This is a genomic window from Rosenbergiella sp. YN46, assembly GCF_036620675.1.
Taxonomy (GTDB): domain Bacteria; phylum Pseudomonadota; class Gammaproteobacteria; order Enterobacterales; family Enterobacteriaceae; genus Jejubacter.
This window is the reverse complement of the sequence record NZ_JAZHEE010000018.1, coordinates 65,845-83,892: the sequence shown is the minus strand read 5'-3', so window position 1 is coordinate 83,892 and position 18,048 is coordinate 65,845. Positions and strand designations below refer to the sequence as shown.

Below are 18,048 nucleotides of genomic sequence, written 5' to 3'. Positions count from 1 at the left end.
ACGGTTGGCTTCCACATCCTGGGCCAGATGGGAATCAAGTTCAGCAGATAGCGCCGCTTCGGTTAACTGTTTGATTAGAGGTGTTAAAATACCGTCCTTGCCCGTTAGTGCCTGGCCGGACTGGAGTGCTTTAAGCGCTTTGTCGAAATCGAAGGGTTGGGACATGTGTCATTCCTTTTTGATTGTATATTGACTCGAATGACACAGAATTTCTAACACTCCCGACCATGCTAATGTGTTCCCGGACGTTAATCCAGTTTGACCTGACGATTCAACGAATAGGTATAACGAAACTTATCGCCGTAAATAGATTCCATATTCAGCACAAATTCCAGTTGGTGTGGATTTTGTGAAGCCCACTTCAGTCGTAGTCGGTCTTCAGCACAATTTTTTTCTGAACCTCTTGCTTCCACCAGAAATATTTCTTCTCCAACCTTGAAGGAATCATTCGGACGCGGACCACCAATCACAAAACATTTAGCGTGAAGGCCGAGTGCCAGAACTGCTCCAAGGAAGATATTGTTGTCAATGGGCTCCACGGGTTTACCATTGACCATCACGACCATCCTGTTAACAAAGGCCGTTCCCATACCGTTGTTGATGGCATAAATTCCCCACTGATTTTTTCGCCCATCATTGGAGAAATAGGCATTTATTCTCGGTTCGACAGAAATATGGTTGTGCCTGATTTCCTCTCTGCCCTGCCAGATAGCGAACCCAAGTGAGATAATGGCAATGATGAACCCTGCAAGTGCGAGGATTGAGTCCCGGTAAGTTGTCAAAAAATGACGCATAAACGGTGTTTCCTTACGATAAATTGAGTAGTTTCGATGCTGTGTTGTTGATCAGGCATACGCTATCATTAAGGTAAATAATACTGTTTCTAAAGAAGATATATTTCTAATAATCCTCGCTTCCCCCTGGCTGTTATCACATTACCCCAATGCTGATGACTGATGCTATCCAGCAATGGCCTTCCATCAGATCGACACATCGATACTGATCCTCAGCCTCGTGATCAGCGTATCCGTCAAATCTGAAGTTTGCCTCCATTCCCATGACAAATATTCTCAGGGAAACGACATATGGCTTACCACAACATTACCGATACCAATCTTAACTACGTCCAGCACCGCACGCTACAACGTTACCAGCGTTATCATCTCTCCGAATTATTTACACGCTATTCCAAATTGCTCATGTTCCGGGTTGATTTCTACTACCGGGTAGACAGCAATGCCTGGTGCCACGCTGATAAATATTCCACGACGGCGGATATGATTCTGTTACTCCAGTGGTGTAACACGATGACAGGGCTTGTTAATCCTACCCACGTAATGTGGACACGCCCCTAAGCGAGGTTTTGGTTTTCAAACTGTTCCGGGCTAAGACCGCCACAGGCACTGTGACGACGCCAGCGATTGTAATCGCACTCGATATAATTAAATACTGCCGTTCGCATTATTTCCCGACTGGCAAAGTCCTCCCCGTGGATACATTCCACCTTCAGTGAGTGAAAGAAGCTTTCCGCACAGGCATTGTCGTAACAACAGCCTTTGGCGCTCATACTGCCCCGCAGATTATGCCGTTTCAGTAAACTCTGGTAATCCGTTGAACAGTACTGACCACCCCGGTCTGTGTGCACGATGACATTTTCCGGGCGTTTACGCCGCCATAACGCCATCTGCAGTGCATCACAGACAAGCTGTGCCGTCATCCGTGAGGACATCGACCAGTCAATGACTGAACGCGACCACAGGTCAATCACCACGGCCAGATACAGCCAGCCTTCACAGGTACGAAGATACGTGATGTCTCCCACCCACTTCTGATTCGGGCCGCTGGCATAAAAGTCCTGCTTCAGCAGATTCTCTGAGACTGGCAGACCATGCCCACGGTAACTGACCGGGCTGAACCGACGCGAGGCTTTCGCCCGCAGCCCCTGACGGCGCAGACTGGCAGCGGTAGTCTTGATGTTGTACTCCGGCAACTCATCAGCAAGACGAGGCGCACCATAACGCTGCTTTGCCCTGGCAAAGGCCTGTCGAACCGCATCATCGCAGATAACCCGGAACTGTTGACGCCGTTTTATCTGGTGACGGTGCCGACGCCAGGCATACCAGCCGCTGCGGGCGACTCGCAGCACCCGACATATTGCCTTGATGCTGAACTCTGCCTGGTATTTTTCGATAAAGACATACTTCATTTCAGGTGCCTGGCGAAGTATGTCGCGGCCTTTTGGAGGATGGCCAGCTCCTCATCTCGTTCTGCCAGTTGGCGTTTGAGGCGGACTATTTCAACGGACATTTCCTGCTCATGTTAGGAAGAGGAATGTGCATTTTTTCGTTTACTTCGCCAGGCATAACGCTGTGATTCATAAAGGCTGAGTTCGCGGGCGGCAGCGGCCACAGCAATGCGTTCAGCCAGTTTCAGGGCTTCGTCGCGGAATTCAGGCGTATATTGCTTGCAGGGCTTCTTGCTGGTTGGTACGGATTTTGTCATGTGAGTCACCTCTTACTTGAGAGTTTACTCACTTAGTCGCGTGTCCACTATTGCTGGGTAAGATCAATTCGCTCGGACTGATACGGACGGGGGTTCTATATAACTTGCTGAAAATAATGGTTTTAAAGGACTTTTTCGGACATGGTGAGATGATAATTGGCGGAAGATCACAGGAGTCGAACCTGCCCGGGACCGCTGGCGGCCCCAACTGGATTTGAAGTCCAGCCGCCTCACCGGAGACGACGATCTTCCGCACCTGCATTGCTACATGGAGGCCGACGCATTATAGCGCCTTTCTTCTGCTAACCACTAGTCCCGCTGGGGTTTTTGCGCGTTTTTACGTCGCCCGGGGCTGTTTTACTGTTGATTACCGCAAGAAGTGAGAGTCCGGGCGGAGAGATGAGTAACCGCCCGGTCTTATCGCGTTTAAATTCAGCCAATATAATTATGTAAGCGATTATAATTTCCATCACAAGTTTTGTCAGAAGAGAGTATGGTAATGGAAATTAAAATGTCTTTATTTTTTTAGGTGCTCCTGCTATTTGTCAGAATACCTGGGGCATTATAGTGCAATCGTTTTAGCATTGATTTTCTGATTGCAGAGTCCTTTTTTGAATGGTAGATCACTTCTTTGTCCTCTGTTGAATGAGCTTCGCTTGTACTAAGAAAGAAAAACGTGATAAAGACTCCAACAGCCACGAAAAAGTATGAAATCTTCTTGAGCCTTTTTCTACCTGCTGAGAGTATAGTTTCCAGGCGTAATGATGAGGTGGGTGTTTCTACCGGGGAAGAGGTTGATTGAGTGGCAACACTTTCTGTCCCCTCTTTTCTGACTGGACATTGAAGAGTAAACATGACCCCCTTACGGGGGATGGTTCTTATAACATCTTCCATACCAAGGCTTTTTAATGCCTTACGCAGATTCAGCAGGCACTGGTAATAGGCCGCTGATGATACCCCCATAGCGCGCTCTTCCCATCCATATTCAATCAATTGGTGCTGAGATACGATATTTCCATGTTCCTGAATTAAAAGCTCCAGGCAGCGGCAGGATGTATAATGAAGCTTTGTTGTCTTGCCGGTTTCCAGAGATCTAATCTTTTGATAGTCTGGCGCGAATTCTATTTTATTTCCTATTATATAATTCATTCTTTTGCCTCCTGCATTTTTATTCTACGTTAACATATGCGATGTATGTTGTTTTTTGTTTATTTCAGGTTGTGTATGTAAAACGTTTTTTTGTCTGAAGTGTTGATTAGCTAAAAATTTTATTGTGAAACAGATCGCATAGGTTAGTTATAGATTGCGCCCAATTTTATTTTTTGTGAATAAATAGTTCGGTTGGATATCTCTGTATTTTCTCATGGTATGACGTCAGTCGCGTTAAAGAATAAGGCTCATATATCCGACGGCGTACGGAATCGGTGATGCACTGGCTGTGGCGCAAGCATGCGGTACCGATATTTTTGTTTGTCTGAGGTGCGATTTATTATCGCGCCGTTGTTAACCATGGAGGAGGTTGCATGGACGTGGATATTGCGATTCAGTACATTGTTTCGGGGATACTCGGTCTTTGTCTTGGTAGTTTTATTAACGTTGTTATCTGGCGGGTGCCGACAATGGAGATTCGGGGGGATAGCCATGATTTCAATCTGTTAGTACCTGGCTCCCGCTGCGCTCACTGCCAGCATAAACTGCGATTCTGGCAAAATATTCCGCTGATTAGCTGGCTGAGGCTACGCGGGCGCTGCGCATTCTGCCACTGCGCGATAGCATGGCGCTACCCGGCAATTGAGCTGGCGTTTATGGTACTGGCGCCACTGTGTTGGCTCTACGCCTCCGGGCCGCTATGCATGGCGTTCTGGCTATTCTTCTGTGGAGCGTTGCTGGCGTTGGTGGTTATCGACTTTCAGCATATGCTGTTGCCCGATATGCTAACCCAGCCGCTGCTGTGGGGGGGGATACTATTTCATCTGCTGTTGCCTGATGCTTCTCCGGTGAGTCTTGAAGAGGCGATACTGGGCGCCTGCGCAGGCTACCTCTTTCTTTGGGGCGTTTACTGGTTGTACTGGTATGTTCGCCGACGGGAAGGCTTGGGATATGGCGACTTCAAACTGCTGGCTGCGCTGGGGGCCTGGCTGGGGTGGCGGGCGCTACCAGAGGTGCTACTGGCTGCTTCCCTGATGGCGCTGATACTGGTGGTGTCGGGCAGGTTACTTGGCGGCAGGGCGCTGGGTGACGCGGCGCCGTTTGGCCCCTGGCTGGCACTGGCGGGGTGGGGTATCTGGCTGACGGGTAACGTGCTACTGATTTGATATTCGTACCGAATATTTACCCTTTATGTGGGTAATGCCCGTTAGTTCCGCATTTATATGAATAAATATTCATATAAACAGGCGGGACTTCAGTCTGATTAGGGGTCAATAGCAGAATATGGTAGTAGGGGGGAATTTCCCGTTCAGGTTACGCCCATCTCCCTCTGGAAAGCAGCAGGTGGTAAACGGGCCTGGGCGGTTCAGTCGCTGCTGCCCCGACAATCCGCACTCTGCAGCGTAAAAATCACCGTTAACGCGGCCCTTGCGCTTTTCCTGACTGCCACAGGGTTCTCCGCCCGACTTCCTGTTGGCTTGACGCCGAAAGAACGGGCAAGAAAAGAATAAAATGGGGGCGGTTGAATGTATTTTAATATTGGATGCAGGAAAATAGAACGGCGCGGCGGGCGCCGCGCCGGAACAGGCTTATTCCCCCTCGCCGGGGAACAGAAAAGGATTGATGCTGCTGCGGGCGAAGCCTTCTTGCTCCATACGCGCATCCAGCACCAGCGAGGCCAGATCGTCAGCTACGGCTTCCACCTTTGGCTCTTTCTCCTGATAGAGAATCTTCAGGTAGGTTCCGCAGTCGCCACAGCTTTCGGCTTTGATGGCCGACTCTTCACTTTCCAGCGACCAGTAGTTCAGGTCACGTGTCTGTTCGCAGTTGCTGCATTTCACGCGTACCACATGCCATTCGGTTTCACACAGGTTGCAGTGTAGATAGCGCAGGCCGTTGGTGGTGCCGATATGCACCATACTGGAAACCGGCATGCTGCCACATACCGGGCAAAACTGACGTTGTTCACCATATTCGGCGCGAGCTTTGCCCGGAATCAGGCTTGCCATCTGCGCCCAGTAGAGTGAGAGCGCGGCCCAGATAAACGGCGCTTTGTCGCTCTCGACGGCACTGAAATCGCTGCTGAACAGCGCGCTGGCCATCTCTTCCAGCTCCTGTTCAGAGGCTTTTTCCAGATTTTCGATCACCGCCAGCGCCGGGCCGCTCATTTCCGGCTTCAGCTCGGCGATCAGCGAATGTAGCAGGCGCTGCCAGTGCCTGTCGCGAGGCAGAACGTGAATGTCCAGCGGCGGCTTGCCCTGTTCGGCTGCTTCACGGATGCGGGCTGTCAGATCCATCTCCAGCGGATGGTCATAGAGTACCACTTCCTGGGCATGGGCGATGAGGGCGGCAAAGCGCAGGTAGTCACCCAGCGGATTGCTGTGTGCCAGCTCACGCAGGCGCTCGGCGCGGCGGTTATAGAGGTTTTTCAGTCTGGGGAACAATAACGGCGGAATCACTTCCGCCGCACGTTTATCGCTCTTTTCCAGCTGCTCTTGCGGGATAATGCGAATACTCATTCAGTTGATTTTTCCGTTGTCTTGCGCAGTTCTCGGTACCAGCGTGGGTGATGTTTCTTCGCCCAGCTTTTGGTAACCCAGCCCTCCACCATGGCGGTTATGGTGCCTTTAACCCAAAGGGCGGCGTAGATATGCACCATAATAACCACAATTAACCCTACTGCGGCAAATGAATGCAGCATCAGGCCAAAGCGGATCACAGGAATCGGGAACGCGGGCGCAAACCAGGGACGCCAGATAATCACGCCGCTGACCAGTAACAGTATCAAAAGCAGGATAGCCGACCAGAAAACGAACTTCTGGCCGAGGTTGTAGCGCCCAACGTCGCCGACTTCCTCATTGGCGATGATCTTACGAATATTCTTCGCCCAAAAGATATCCTCCTTGTTGATTAGGTTGTGGTGCCAGTAGCGGAAAAACATGATGATGAAGGAAGCAAACATCACCACGCCCACGAAGGGGTGCAGTATCCGCGCCAGCTGCGGCGTACCCAGAACGTACATCAGCCAGTTGAAGGAGGGGAAGAAGAACCCCAGCCCGCTGATGGCCGCCAGCATAAAGCAGAAGGCGGTTATCCAGTGGTTGATTCGCTCCGGCGCCGTGTAGCGCACGATGGTGTCACGTTTTTTCATTTGCGCACCTCATCGTCTTTTTTATCCGCGTCATCGTCGTCGTCCACGCGGTTGGGGCCCATGCCCACATAGTGGAAGATGCTGGCGGCGAAGGTGGCCGCAAAGCCAATGGCGGCCAGCGGTTTCCAGATTCCCTTCCAGAACTTCACGGTGGCGCTGATTTCCGGGTTTTCCGGCAGACCGTGATACAGATTCGGCCTGTCGGCGTGGTGCAGCACATACATCACGTGAGTGCCGCCCACCCCCTGAGGATCGTAAAGACCGGCGTTCTGGTAGCCGCGGGTTTTCAGCTCGGATACCCGCCCGAACGCCAGCTGTTTCATATCCTCTTTGCTGCCGAAGTGGATGGCACCGGTGGGACAGGTCTTCACGCAGGCAGGCTCCTGGCCCACATTGACGCGATCCACGCACAGGGTGCACTTGTAAACCCGGTTATCGTCCGGATTCAGGCGCGGCACGTCGAACGGACAGCCGGCAATGCAGTAGCCGCAGCCAATACACTGTTCGGACTGAAAGTCCACAATCCCGTTGGCGTACTGGATGATCGCCCCTTCCGCCGGGCAGGCCTTCAGGCAGCCCGGATCGGCACAGTGCATACAGCCGTCCTTGCGGATTAGCCACTCCAGCTTGCCATCCTCTTCAACTTCCGAAAAACGCATCACCGTCCAGGATTTCGCGGTGAGATCCGCCGGGTTGTCGTACACCCCCACGTTGTGGCCGATCTCGTCGCGAATGTCGTTCCACTCTGAACAGGCCACCTGACAGGCCTTACAGCCAATACAGGTGGTCACGTCAATCAGCTTCGCTACCGGCTCCTGATGATTTCGCGCCTGCGGGGCAGGCGTGAAACCGTTGGTGGCGGAGCGGCGAATAATGTCTTGTGATTGATAAGCCATATCTCGTCTCCGTTACACCTTTTCCACGTTAACCAGGAACGCCTTGAACTCCGGCGTTTGGGTATTGGCATCGCCGACGAACGGCGTCAGGGTGTTGGCGATAAAGCCTTTCTTCGCCACCCCTTCATAGCCCCAGTGGATGGGAATGCCGATGGTATCCACCTCTTTGTCGTGCACGTTCAGGGTACGGATACGCTTAGTCACCACCGCTTTGGCTTTAATATAGCCGCGGTTAGAGGAAACCTTCACGGTATCGCCCTGGGCAATGCCCAGCTTGTTAGCCAGCTTTTCGCCGATTTCGACGAACTGCTCGGGCTGAGCGATGGCGTTCAGCAACGCGTGCTTGGTCCAGAAGTGGAAGTGCTCGGTCAGGCGATAGGTGGTACCCACATAGGGGAACTTATCGGCCTTGCCCATGGCTTCCAGGTCGCTTTTAAAGACGCGAGCCGCCGGGTTAGAGACCACATTGGGGTGCAGCGGGTTGGTGCCGAGCGGCGTTTCAAACGGCTCGTAGTGCTCCGGGAACGGCCCTTCGGCCATCTTGTCGATGGCGAACAGACGTCCCATGCCTTCCGGCTGCATGATAAACGGCCCGACATCGCTGCCAGGCGCCGCCGCGCTGTAGTCGGCCACGTCCACGCCGCCCCATTTGGCGCCGTCCCATTCCAGCAGCTTACGCTTAGGATCCCAGGGATTGCCCTGCGGATCTGCGGAGGCGCGGTTATAGAGAATGCGGCGATTAAGCGGCCACGCCCAGGCCCAGCCCAGGGTATTGCCCAGGCCGGAAGGATCGGCGTTGTCGCGGTTGGCCATCTGGTTGCCCTGTTCGGTCCAGCTACCGGCGAAGATCCAGCAGCCGCTGGCGGTGGTGCCGTCATCCCGTAAATGGGCGAAGGTGGAAAGCTGCTGCCCTTTTTTCACCAGCAGGTTGCCGTTGTCGTCCAGGATATCGGCCAGCGCCTTACCGTTGCTCTCTTTCGCGACTTCTTCGGAGTCCGGCGCTTCCGGAGTTTGATAGTCCCAGGTCATATTCAGAACCGGTTCCGGCACCGTACCGCCGTCGCGCTGATACATTTCGCGCAGACGCAGGAAGATACCCGCCAGGATTTCGCCGTCATTCAGTGCTTCGCCCGGGGCGTCGGCTCCTTTCCAGTGCCACTGCAGCCAGCGGCCGGAGTTGACGATAGAGCCATGCTCTTCGGCAAAGCAGGTGGAAGGCAGGCGGAATACTTCGGTCTGAATTTTCGACGAGTCTACATCGTTGGATTCGCCGTGGTTCTGCCAGAAGGTCGACGTTTCGGTGTTGAGCGGATCTATGGTCACCAGATACTTCAGCTTGCTCAGGGAACCTACCACCTTGTTCTTATTAGGGAACGAGGCTACCGGGTTAAAGCCCTGGCAGATGTAGCCGTTGACCTTGCCTTCATTCATCATTTCGAAGTACTGGAGGACATCGTAGCTCTTGTCCCATTTCGGCAGCCAGTCAAAGCCCCAGCTATTTTCCTTCGTCGCTTTATCGCCGAAGAAGGATTTCATCATCGAAACGAAGAATTTCGGGTAGTTGCCCCAGTAGTTGACCTGGCCTTCCAGCAGCGGCTTCGGCGTATTGGCGGCGAGGTAGGTTTCCAGATCCAGTTGCTGTTCGTTGGGCAGGTTCATATAGCCCGGCAGGCTGGTGGACAGCAGCCCCAGGTCGGTCAGCCCCTGAATATTGGAGTGGCCGCGCAGCGCGTTAACGCCGCCGCCCGCCATGCCCATATTGCCCAGCAGTAGCTGAACCATCGCCATGGTACGGATGTTCTGGGCGCCGATGGAGTGCTGCGTCCAGCCCAGTGCGTAAAGAAACGACGCGGTGCGGTCTTTGGCGCTGGTTTCGGCGATATATTCGCAAACCTTCAGGAAATCCGCCTTCGGGGTGCCGCAGATGGTTTCGACCATTTCCGGCGTATAGCGCGAAACGTGGGTCTTCAGCAGGTTCCAGACGCAGCGCGGATGACTGAGCGTGGTATCGCGCTTCGCGAAGCCGTTCTCATCCAGCTCGTAGTGCCAGCTGGTTTTGTCGTACTGGCGCTTGCTTTCATCGTAACCGGTGAACAGTCCGTCGTCGAAACCAAAGTCTTCCCGCACGATCAGGCTGGCGTTGGTATAGGCTTCGACGTACTCGCGGTTAAATTTCTCGTTGGTCAGCAGGTACAGCAAAACGCCCGACAGGAAGGCGATGTCGGTACCGGAGCGAATCGGCGCATAGAAGTCGGCGACCGATGCCGTGCGGGTAAAGCGCGGATCGATGACGATCAGTTTGGCGCCATTGTGGATCTTGGCTTCCATCGCCCAGCGGAATCCGACCGGATGCGCTTCGGCGGCGTTCCCGCCCATTACGACGACGAGGTTGGCGTTCTTAATATCCACCCAGTGGTTGGTCATGGCGCCGCGACCAAATGTTGGAGCAAGACTTGCTACCGTTGGTCCGTGTCAGACACGCGCCTGGTTATCGACCGCCAGCATCCCAAGGGAGCGGGCGAACTTCTGGGTTAAATAGCCGGTTTCGTTACTGGAGGCGGATGCGCATAACATGCCGGTGGAGAGCCAGCGGTTAACGGTGGCGCCCTGACCGTTTTGAGCGATAAAGTTGGCGTCGCGGTCGGCTTTCATCAGCTTCGCGATGCGCTCGAAGGCGTCGTCCCAGCTGATGCGCTGCCATTTATCGGAGCCGGGAGCGCGATATTCCGGATATTTCAGGCGACTTTCACTGTGAATAAAATCCACCAGACCTGCCCCTTTTGGGCACAGAGCTCCGCGGTTTACCGGATGATCCGGATCGCCTTCGATATGGAAGATTGAGGCTTTGGCGTTTTTTGCACCGTCGCCCTGGCTGTACATTAACAGCCCGCAGCCGACGGAACAGTATGTGCAGGTCTGCCGGGTTTCCCGGGAACGCAGCAGCTTATACTGCCGCGTTTCTGCCAGCGCGGCAGCGGGTGCAAAACCCAAAGCTGCCGCAGTGGTGCCTGCCATACCGCCAGCGCAGATCTTAAAGAACTGCCTTCTGCTGACCTGCATGGGTCACTCCTTGTTATTCGACACGTCACATTGAGAGTTTTTTTTGCGGTTGGGGCCGCTTAGGTTCAGAATTGAACACATTGCCCCTTCTGAGTGAGGGGTAATGGTTAAAGAATACCATAACGCCGTTAAAACAGTTCATATACGGTTAAAAAATAGTGAATGAGTTTACAAAAAAAAGACAAGAGAATGTGATTGAGAGCGCCTGCTATCGTGCTGCGCCGGTCTGGTCACGCGCCGATTTACGTAATGCCAGCGATGACTGGCTGGCCGAAGAGGTACCGGTCGCGCTGGTCTATAACGGCATTTCGCACGTTGTGATGATGGCGACTCCCCGGGATCTGGAGTTTTTCGCATTAGGTTTTTCGTTATCGGAAGGCATTATTGAATCTGTCAGCGATATCTACGGCATGGATATCGAGCGGGGCTGTACGGGCATTGAGGTGCATATCGAGCTTTCCAGCCGCCGCTTTATGGGGCTGAAAGAACGCCGTCGCCAGTTGGCGGGCCGTACCGGCTGCGGCGTTTGCGGGGTGGAGCAGCTCAACGACGTGGTTCGCCCGGTCGCGCCGCTGCCTTTTACTCAGCGTTTTGAGCTTTCCGCGCTCGATCGCGGGCTGGATCAGCTGCGTCAGTTTCAGCCTGTGGGCCAGCTGACCGGTTGTACCCACGCGGCCGCGTGGCTGATGAAGGATGGCGAAGTGGCCAGCGGTCATGAAGACGTGGGGCGCCATGTGGCGCTGGATAAGCTGCTGGGCCATCGCTGCCGCGAACGGTGGCAGCAGGGCGCCGTCCTGGTTTCCAGTCGCGCCAGCTACGAGATGGTACAGAAAGCCGCAATGTGCGGCGTGGAAATTCTGTTCGCCGTTTCCGCCGCCACGTCGCTCGCGGTGGAAGTAGCGCAGAAAGCGAATCTGACGCTGGTGGGCTTCAGCAAGCCGGGGCGTGCGACTGTCTATACCCATCCTCAGCGCCTGTATTGATGGCCCTGTTTTTTATACATGGTTTACCAAATCGCTAATCTGTTGTTATTCAATCTATTGCGTTCTGTAATCGCACTGTTTCCAGTTAATAACCGCTTACATCTTGACCGGTTTTCGCGCTGATATGCGGCTTGAATTGTGGATTGGCTGATTTACATTGGAAGCGCGTTTTTTTGACTCCTCCCTTTCCTGGAATCCGGGAGATGCAATGAAACCCAACCAGAGGTTGCCTGCGTTATTGCGCCGGGGAGAGGCGGTGTGCAGGGAATAAAATATAAAAATGGCGGGAACAACAGGATATTTAAATGAAGTTAATAAAAATAGCATGTTTGATGACAATGGCGCTGTTGCTGAATGGCTGCGTGATACATGACCATGACCGTCATCATCACGATCGCCACGATAGTCGTCCGCACCATCATGAACATCATGATTCGGAGCACCATAAGGGGCATCACCATTAATAAAAAGCGCCTGCCACTGGCAGGCGCTCCCCATTAATCCAGGTAAAACACCGCTCTCAACTCCTCGCTCACCGGACTGTTGTCCGGATTGCTCGGCATAATTTCCCGCATATGTTTCCACCAGCGCTGGCAGACATCAGTTTGCGCCACGGCGTTCCAGCGTTCCTCTGATTCGATTTCCACCGTGGCGAACAGCAGATTGCGCGCGGCGTCGAGCCAGATGGCGTAGTGGTGGGCGCCATGGGATTTCAGCACCGCTTCCAGCTCCGGCCAGATGGGCGAGTGTCGACGCTGGTACTCTTCGTGAGCGTCGGGGTTGACCTGCATAACGAAAGCTTTACGGATCACAGCGCCTCCAGATAGAGCGCACGCACCTCGTCGCGGCTGGCGGTGCGCGGGTTACAGGGCGCGCAGGGGTCGGCCAGCGCTTTATCCAGCCAGCCTTCAATATCCGCTTCGCTGATACCCAGCGTGCGGAAACCGGCGGGAATGCCCACTTTTGCCGACAGCGCCCGGATGGCATCGACCGCCGCCTGGCTTGCCTGCTCGTCGTCCATTCCCTGAGTATTCACGCCCATAGCCTGAGCGATACGGGCGAAACGCGCCGCTGCCTGCGGGCGGTTAAAGTTTTCCACCACCGGCAGCAGGATGGCGTTACACACGCCGTGCGGCAGGTTATGGGTGGCGCCCGGCTGGTGGGCCATGGCGTGTACCAGCCCCAGACCGGCGCTGTTAAAGGCCATGCCCGCCAGGTACTGGCCATAGGCCATCATCTCGCGCGCTTCCAGATTGAGGCCGTCTTCGACCGCGACGGGCAGCCACTGGCTGATAATGCGGATGGCTTCCAGGGCGTTGGCATCGGTGAGCGGATGCGCACCGACCGAAACCACCGCCTCCACGGCGTGGGTCAGGGCGTCCATTCCGGTGGCGGCGGTGACATCCGGCGGGATCCCCAGCATGACGCTGGCATCATCCACGGCGATATCCGGAATGATGTTGGTGTCGATAATGACCTCTTTCACCTGGCGTACGCTGTCGGTAATAACGGCGTTGCTGGTCATTTCGGCGGCGGTGCCTGCGGTGGTATTAATGGCGACCAGCGGCACGCCGGGATGCGTCACTTTTCCCACACCGGCATAGGCGGTGGAAGGGCCGGGGTTGGCGCTCAGAATCTTAATGGCTTTGGCGGTATCAATGGGGCTGCCGCCGCCGAAGGCGATCAGATAGTCGCAGTGGGCTTCCTTGTATTCCCGGTAGCCGCTCTGTACCAGGGATTCCGTGGGATTAGGGAAGACGCCGTCAAACAGATGGTATGGCAGGTTGTGGCCTTCCAGCGCGCTGAACAGAGTGTCGAGCAGGCCCAGCTTCACCAGTTGCGCGTCGGTGACGATAAGCGCCTTGCCCCAGTTTTTTCCGGCAACCATTTTCACCATGTCGCCGATGGCGCCTGCGCCGTGCAGGCTGATTTTCGGCAGTGCCAGCATAAAGCTCATCACTTTCTCCTTAAAGGGCGGCCCTTACGGGCAGCCTGAACCTGTATCCTGTGCGTTTCACCACCCGGGGCGTCAGAGATCGATTGCGCTCTGCAGCGGCGTTACGCCAAAGCGTTTAGCCAGCGCGATGAGATCGTCGCGGCTGATAGTCTGTTTCATTCCGCCCATGGATTCGACCTTCACCAGTACCTGGGCTGATTTTTCTGCGGTATCAATCAGGCCGAAGGTTTCGTCCAGCGTCGGGCCGCTGCCGAAGACGCCGTGGAACGGCCACAGCACCAGCGAGCGCTGCGCCATTTCGTCGGCCGTTGCCTGGCCTATCTCATCGGTGCCGGGAACCATCCAGGGCAGGATGCCCACACCATCCGGAAAGACCACCAGACATTCGGTGCTACCTTCCCACAGTTTGCGGGTGAAAACGTCGCTGTTGTTTTCCAGCACGTAGGTCAGGGCGATCAGGTTGGTGGCGTGACAGTGCATAATAACGCGATCCTGGCCGTGGGTTGCTTTGATACGCGCGGAATGTGACAGGAAGTGGGCCGGAAGTTCGGATGTGGGAACTGCGTCATTTTCCAGGCCCCACAGGATGTGATAACCGGCGCCGTCGTTGTCTACCTGTACCACCCCCAGGTTGGCGGCGGGATCGAGCTGCACGTTGCGGAAAAACTTGCCGGAGCCGGTGACGATAAAGGGCATACCGGCCAGGGTCGGCATTGGCTGGCTCAGAGCGATATAGCGGGGTTGCGGGTGGAAATCGGTACGGTATGGCTCAATGTCGGCGGCGTCCAGGCGCAGCGTAAGATTGCCGCCGTTACGCTCGTCCCAGCCTTTCAGCCAGGCGTCGGAAGTGGCCTTGATCATGCCCTGGACGAACCAGGCGTTGACGATGTTCTGCATAGTCTTATGTTCTCTGTTAGGTTGGTGGGGTTTCCCCTCACCCTGGCCCTCTCCCCAGAGGGGAGAGGGGATTGTCTGGGGCTGAAGTCTTCCCCTCACCCTGGCCCTCTCCCCAGAGGGGAGAGGGGACTGTCTGGGGCTGAGGTTTCCCCTCACCCTGGCCCTCTCCCCAGGGGGAGATAGGACTGGTTGGCGCTGAGGTTTCCCCTCATCCTGGCCCTCTCCCCAGAGGGGAGAGGGGATTGTCTGGGGCAGAGGTTTCCCCTCACCCTGGCCCTCTCCCCAGAGGGGCGAGGGGACTGTCTGGGGCTGAGGTTTCCCCTCACCCTGGCCCTCTCCCCAGGGGGAGATAGGACTGGTTGGGGCTGAAGTCTTCACCTCACCCTGGCCCTCTTCCCAGAGGGGAGAGGGGACTGTCTGGGGCTGAAGTCTTCCCCTCACCCTGGCCCTCTCCCCGGAGGGGAGAGGGGACTGTCTGGGGCTGAGGTTTCCCCTCACCCTGGCCCTCTCCCCAGAGGGGAGAGGGGACTGTCTGGGGCTGAGGTTTCCCCTCACCCTGGCCCTTTCCCCAGGGGGAGAGGGGATTGTTTGGCGCTGAGCTTTTGTCCTTCACCCAGACCTTCTCCCTGCGGGATGGGTGGGTTTTCCCCCTCTCCCTTCGGGAGAGGGCTGGGGTGAGGGGAAGGCCGGGGAGAGGGCAATCACCCACGCTGACGCAAAACGTCCTGCTCATAGCCGCGAACCTTATCCAGCCATTCGCTGCCGGCCGGGGTATCGTGACGCTGGCAGTAAACTTCCCATACCGCCTGCCACGGCAGCGACTTCTGCTCTTCCAGCAATGCCAGACGGGCGGTGTAGTCGCCGTCCAGTTCCAGTTGGCGCAGCTTTGCAGTCGGCTCCAGCAGGGCGCGCAGCAGCGCTTTCTTCATATTGCGGGTGCCGATAACCCAGGCGGCGATGCGGTTAATGGAGGCATCGAAGAAGTCCAGACCAATATGTACCCGATCGAACAGGTCATGGCGGATGATTTCGCTGGCGATGGCCTGGGTTTCGTCATCCAGTAGTACCACGTGGTCACTGTCCCAGCGTACCGGGCGGCTGACGTGCAACAGCAGGCGCGGTACGTAGAGCATGGCGCTGGAGATCTTGTCGGAGATAACCTCTGTGGGGTGGAAGTGGCCGGCATCCAGGCAGAGCGCGGTCTGGCGGCTGGTGGCGTAGCCCATATAAAACTCGTTGGAGCCGACGGTATAGCTTTCGGCGCCAATTCCGAACAGTTTGCTCTCCACCGCGTCGATATGGTGAGCCGGATCCAGTTTTTCGCTAATCACCTCGTCCAGCGCTTCCATCAGGCGGCGGCGTGGCCCCAGGCGATCCACGGTGATGTCCTTCATGCCGTCCGGCACCCAGATATTCATCACTGATGGCGTGCCCAACTGTTCGCCGAAGTACGCGGAAACGCGGCGGCTGGCCTTACAGTGGTCAATCCAGAACTGGCGGATTTTGTCGTCGGCGTGGGACAGCGTAAATCCGTCGGCGCTCAGTGGATGCGAAAAGCAGGAGGGGTTGAAGTCCAGCCCCAGGTGGTTGATTTTTGCCCACTCGACCCAGTTTTTAAAGTGCTCCGGTTGGATCTGATCGCGATCGACATGGCCGTCGCTTTCCAGATAGATAGCGTGCAAATTCAGGCGTTTTGGCCCTGGTATCAGGCTCAGAGCCTGTTCCAGGTCGGCGCGCAGTTCGGTGGCGTTGCGCGCTTTACCCGGGTAGTTGCCGGTAGCCTGAATGCCGCCGGTGAGCTGGCCTTCCGGATTTTCAAAACCAGCGACATCGTCGCCCTGCCAGCAGTGCATGGAAACCGGCAGACGATCCAGCTGGCGCAGCGCCGCTTCGACATCGACGCCGACCGCGGCGAAACGCTCTTTAGCCAGGCTCCAGGCCTGTTCGATTGGGGTAGTCATGCGCAAAGCTCCTTGTTTGGACGTTGTGGCTGAAACTGCGCAACGTAGCGGGCAATTTCACTGTTCGAATCGGGGTGAAAAGGGATCAGGGTATGGCTTTGGGCCACCAGGCGGCGGAATTCGTCCACATCGGCAACCTCATCCAGCGCCATCAACTGGCAGCCGATATTGCCGAGGGTAGAAGCCTCTACCGGGCCGGCTAGCACCGGAATACCGCAGGCATCGGCGCACAGCTGGTTGAGCAGTTCGTTCTGACAACCGCCGCCGACGATATGCAGCCGGGTGAAGGGACGACCGCGCAGCGCCGCCAGTTCATCCAGCACTTTGGCGTACAGCAGCGCCAGACTGTCGAAGATGCAGCGCGCCAGTTCGGCATCGCTGGCAGGAACCGGCTGTCCGCTTTCGCGGCAGGCGGCCTGAATCTCCATACTCATACAGTCCGGATTAATGAAGCGATCGTCATTGGGGTTGATAGCAAAGGTACAGGCCGGGATCTGGCGGGCGCGGGCGATAAGATCGCACAGGGAATCCACCTTCTGTTCACGCAGAACTCGCTGTAGCAGCCACAGCCCCATGATGTTTTTCAGCACCCGGTAGCGCCCTTCGGCGCCGCCTTCATTGGTGATATTGGCGGCCAGCGCCTGGTCGCTGGTGTACGGGGTTTTGCTTTCAAAGCCCATCAGCGACCAGGTACCGGAAGAAAGGTATGCGGCATCGCCATCTTCCAGCGGCGCGGCGAGTACCGCGCTGGCGGTGTCGTGAGTCGCTACCGAGACTACCGGAATCTGATTGCCCTGGGGACAGATCCAGTTGCCGATGGTGTTGCCGGGGTGGCCCGGCGTGCCAAACCAGCGACGCGGAACGCCAGCCCATTCCAGCAGACGATCGTCCCAGTTATCGGTGTTGATATTCACCAGTTGGGTGGTGGTGGCGTTAGTGTATTCCCAGTTCATAACGCCAGTCAGGCGGTAACAGAAGTAGTCGGGGATCAGCAGGGCGTGGGCCGCTTTTGCGACCAGCTCCGGCTGCTGCTCGCTCAGCGCCCGGAACTGGTAGAGGGTGTTAAAGGGCAGGAACTGAATGCCGGAACGACGGTAAATCTCTTCACGGCCCAACTGTTCCACGGCGCGGGCCATCACGCCTTCGGTGCGGCTGTCCCGATAGGAAATCGGCAGTCCCACCCGCTCACCGTTGTCGTCAATAAGGACAAAGTCCACGCCCCAGGTATCGATGCCGATGCTGTCCGGGCGAATGGCCTGCTCTTCGCACACCTTGCGCAGGCCAGTACGGATCTCCGCTTCCAGGGTATCCACATCCCAGCAGTCGGTGCCCTCAATCTGGCGCAGGCAGTTAGCGAAACGGTGGATCTCCCTGAGCGTCAGGCTGCGTTCACTCCGGCTATAGCGGGCCAGCATTACGCGGCCGCTGGAGGCGCCCAAATCAACGGCGACACAATGGCGAACAGTCATGATAGGGTCCTTCTGATAATCGT

The 18,048-nt window shown here is 55.9% G+C and carries 14 protein-coding genes, 1 tRNA gene and 2 pseudogenes; 2 read left to right on the top strand and 15 right to left on the bottom strand.

Annotated features, from left to right (window positions below):
• From V3W49_RS13980 to V3W49_RS13960, 5 genes and pseudogenes are all read right to left on the bottom strand, one after another.
• A pseudogene (locus V3W49_RS13980) lies at positions 1-165 on the bottom strand (IS256 family transposase); the annotation flags it as partial.
• An 83-nt stretch (positions 166-248) separates the two neighbouring features.
• A complete protein-coding gene (locus tag V3W49_RS13975) occupies positions 249-794 on the bottom strand; it encodes a hypothetical protein (RefSeq protein ID WP_500146263.1) in 546 nt (181 codons plus the stop codon).
• A 557-nt stretch (positions 795-1,351) separates the two neighbouring features.
• A pseudogene (locus V3W49_RS13970) lies at positions 1,352-2,502 on the bottom strand (IS3 family transposase).
• Positions 2,503-2,659: 157 nt separating this feature from the next.
• Positions 2,660-2,754: transfer RNA gene (locus V3W49_RS13965), tRNA-Sec, on the bottom strand.
• Between the two features lie 273 nt (positions 2,755-3,027).
• The gene (locus tag V3W49_RS13960; RefSeq protein ID WP_500146262.1) at positions 3,028-3,651 is read right to left on the bottom strand and encodes a winged helix-turn-helix domain-containing protein; all 624 of its coding nucleotides are present in this window, start codon (positions 3,649-3,651) and stop codon (positions 3,028-3,030) included.
• A gap of 374 nt (positions 3,652-4,025) precedes the next feature.
• On the opposite strand from V3W49_RS13960, the gene V3W49_RS13955 reads away from it, so the two are divergent.
• Positions 4,026-4,817, top strand: a complete 792-nt coding sequence (locus V3W49_RS13955) for a prepilin peptidase (protein ID WP_500146260.1) — start codon at positions 4,026-4,028, stop codon at positions 4,815-4,817.
• 423 nt (positions 4,818-5,240) lie between these two features.
• Here V3W49_RS13955 and fdhE read toward each other — a convergent pair whose 3' ends face one another.
• The 4 genes from fdhE to fdnG are packed head-to-tail and all read right to left on the bottom strand — an operon-like array spanning position 5,241 to position 10,758.
• Entirely contained in the window at positions 5,241-6,170 is a 930-nt protein-coding gene (gene fdhE / locus V3W49_RS13950; RefSeq protein WP_500146258.1) for a formate dehydrogenase accessory protein FdhE, read from the bottom strand.
• Positions 6,167-6,802, bottom strand: a complete 636-nt coding sequence (fdoI, locus tag V3W49_RS13945) for a formate dehydrogenase cytochrome b556 subunit (protein WP_500146256.1) — start codon at positions 6,800-6,802, stop codon at positions 6,167-6,169. The genes fdhE and fdoI overlap by 4 nt, the downstream gene beginning before the upstream one ends.
• The gene (gene fdxH / locus V3W49_RS13940; RefSeq protein ID WP_500146254.1) at positions 6,799-7,698 is read right to left on the bottom strand and encodes a formate dehydrogenase subunit beta; all 900 of its coding nucleotides are present in this window, start codon (positions 7,696-7,698) and stop codon (positions 6,799-6,801) included. Before fdxH ends, fdoI begins: the two co-directional genes overlap by 4 nt.
• A gap of 12 nt (positions 7,699-7,710) precedes the next feature.
• Positions 7,711-10,758 carry a formate dehydrogenase-N subunit alpha gene (gene fdnG, locus V3W49_RS13935; RefSeq protein WP_500146252.1) on the bottom strand — a complete coding sequence of 1,016 codons (3,048 nt, stop codon included), beginning with the start codon at positions 10,756-10,758 and terminating at the stop codon, positions 7,711-7,713.
• 158 nt (positions 10,759-10,916) lie between these two features.
• Here fdnG and fdhD point away from each other — a divergent pair, with 158 nt between their 5' ends.
• Complete coding sequence (fdhD, locus tag V3W49_RS13930; protein WP_500146251.1) at positions 10,917-11,741, top strand: formate dehydrogenase accessory sulfurtransferase FdhD; 825 nt, start codon at positions 10,917-10,919, stop codon at positions 11,739-11,741.
• Positions 11,742-11,837: 96 nt separating this feature from the next.
• Here fdhD and V3W49_RS13925 read toward each other — a convergent pair whose 3' ends face one another.
• The 6 genes from V3W49_RS13925 to rhaB all read right to left on the bottom strand — a co-directional run bounded on the left by V3W49_RS13925 (position 11,838) and on the right by rhaB (position 18,025).
• On the bottom strand, positions 11,838-12,239 hold the full coding sequence (locus tag V3W49_RS13925; RefSeq protein ID WP_500146250.1) for a hypothetical protein: 402 nt from the start codon (positions 12,237-12,239) through the stop codon (positions 11,838-11,840).
• On the bottom strand, positions 12,239-12,553 hold the full coding sequence (rhaM, locus tag V3W49_RS13920) for an L-rhamnose mutarotase (protein ID WP_500146249.1): 315 nt from the start codon (positions 12,551-12,553) through the stop codon (positions 12,239-12,241). The genes V3W49_RS13925 and rhaM overlap by 1 nt, the downstream gene beginning before the upstream one ends.
• Entirely contained in the window at positions 12,550-13,698 is a 1,149-nt protein-coding gene (gene fucO, locus V3W49_RS13915; RefSeq protein WP_500146248.1) for a lactaldehyde reductase, read from the bottom strand. Before fucO ends, rhaM begins: the two co-directional genes overlap by 4 nt.
• Before the next feature lie 72 nt (positions 13,699-13,770).
• Positions 13,771-14,595 (bottom strand): rhamnulose-1-phosphate aldolase, encoded by an 825-nt coding sequence (rhaD, locus tag V3W49_RS13910; protein ID WP_500146247.1) that lies wholly within the window; start codon positions 14,593-14,595, stop codon positions 13,771-13,773.
• Between the two features lie 701 nt (positions 14,596-15,296).
• The gene (gene rhaA, locus V3W49_RS13905; RefSeq protein WP_500146246.1) at positions 15,297-16,556 is read right to left on the bottom strand and encodes an L-rhamnose isomerase; all 1,260 of its coding nucleotides are present in this window, start codon (positions 16,554-16,556) and stop codon (positions 15,297-15,299) included.
• Positions 16,553-18,025, bottom strand: coding sequence for a rhamnulokinase (rhaB, locus tag V3W49_RS13900; RefSeq protein ID WP_500146245.1), 1,473 nt, complete (start codon positions 18,023-18,025; stop codon positions 16,553-16,555). Before rhaB ends, rhaA begins: the two co-directional genes overlap by 4 nt.
• Between the last annotated feature and the right edge of the window lie 23 nt (positions 18,026-18,048).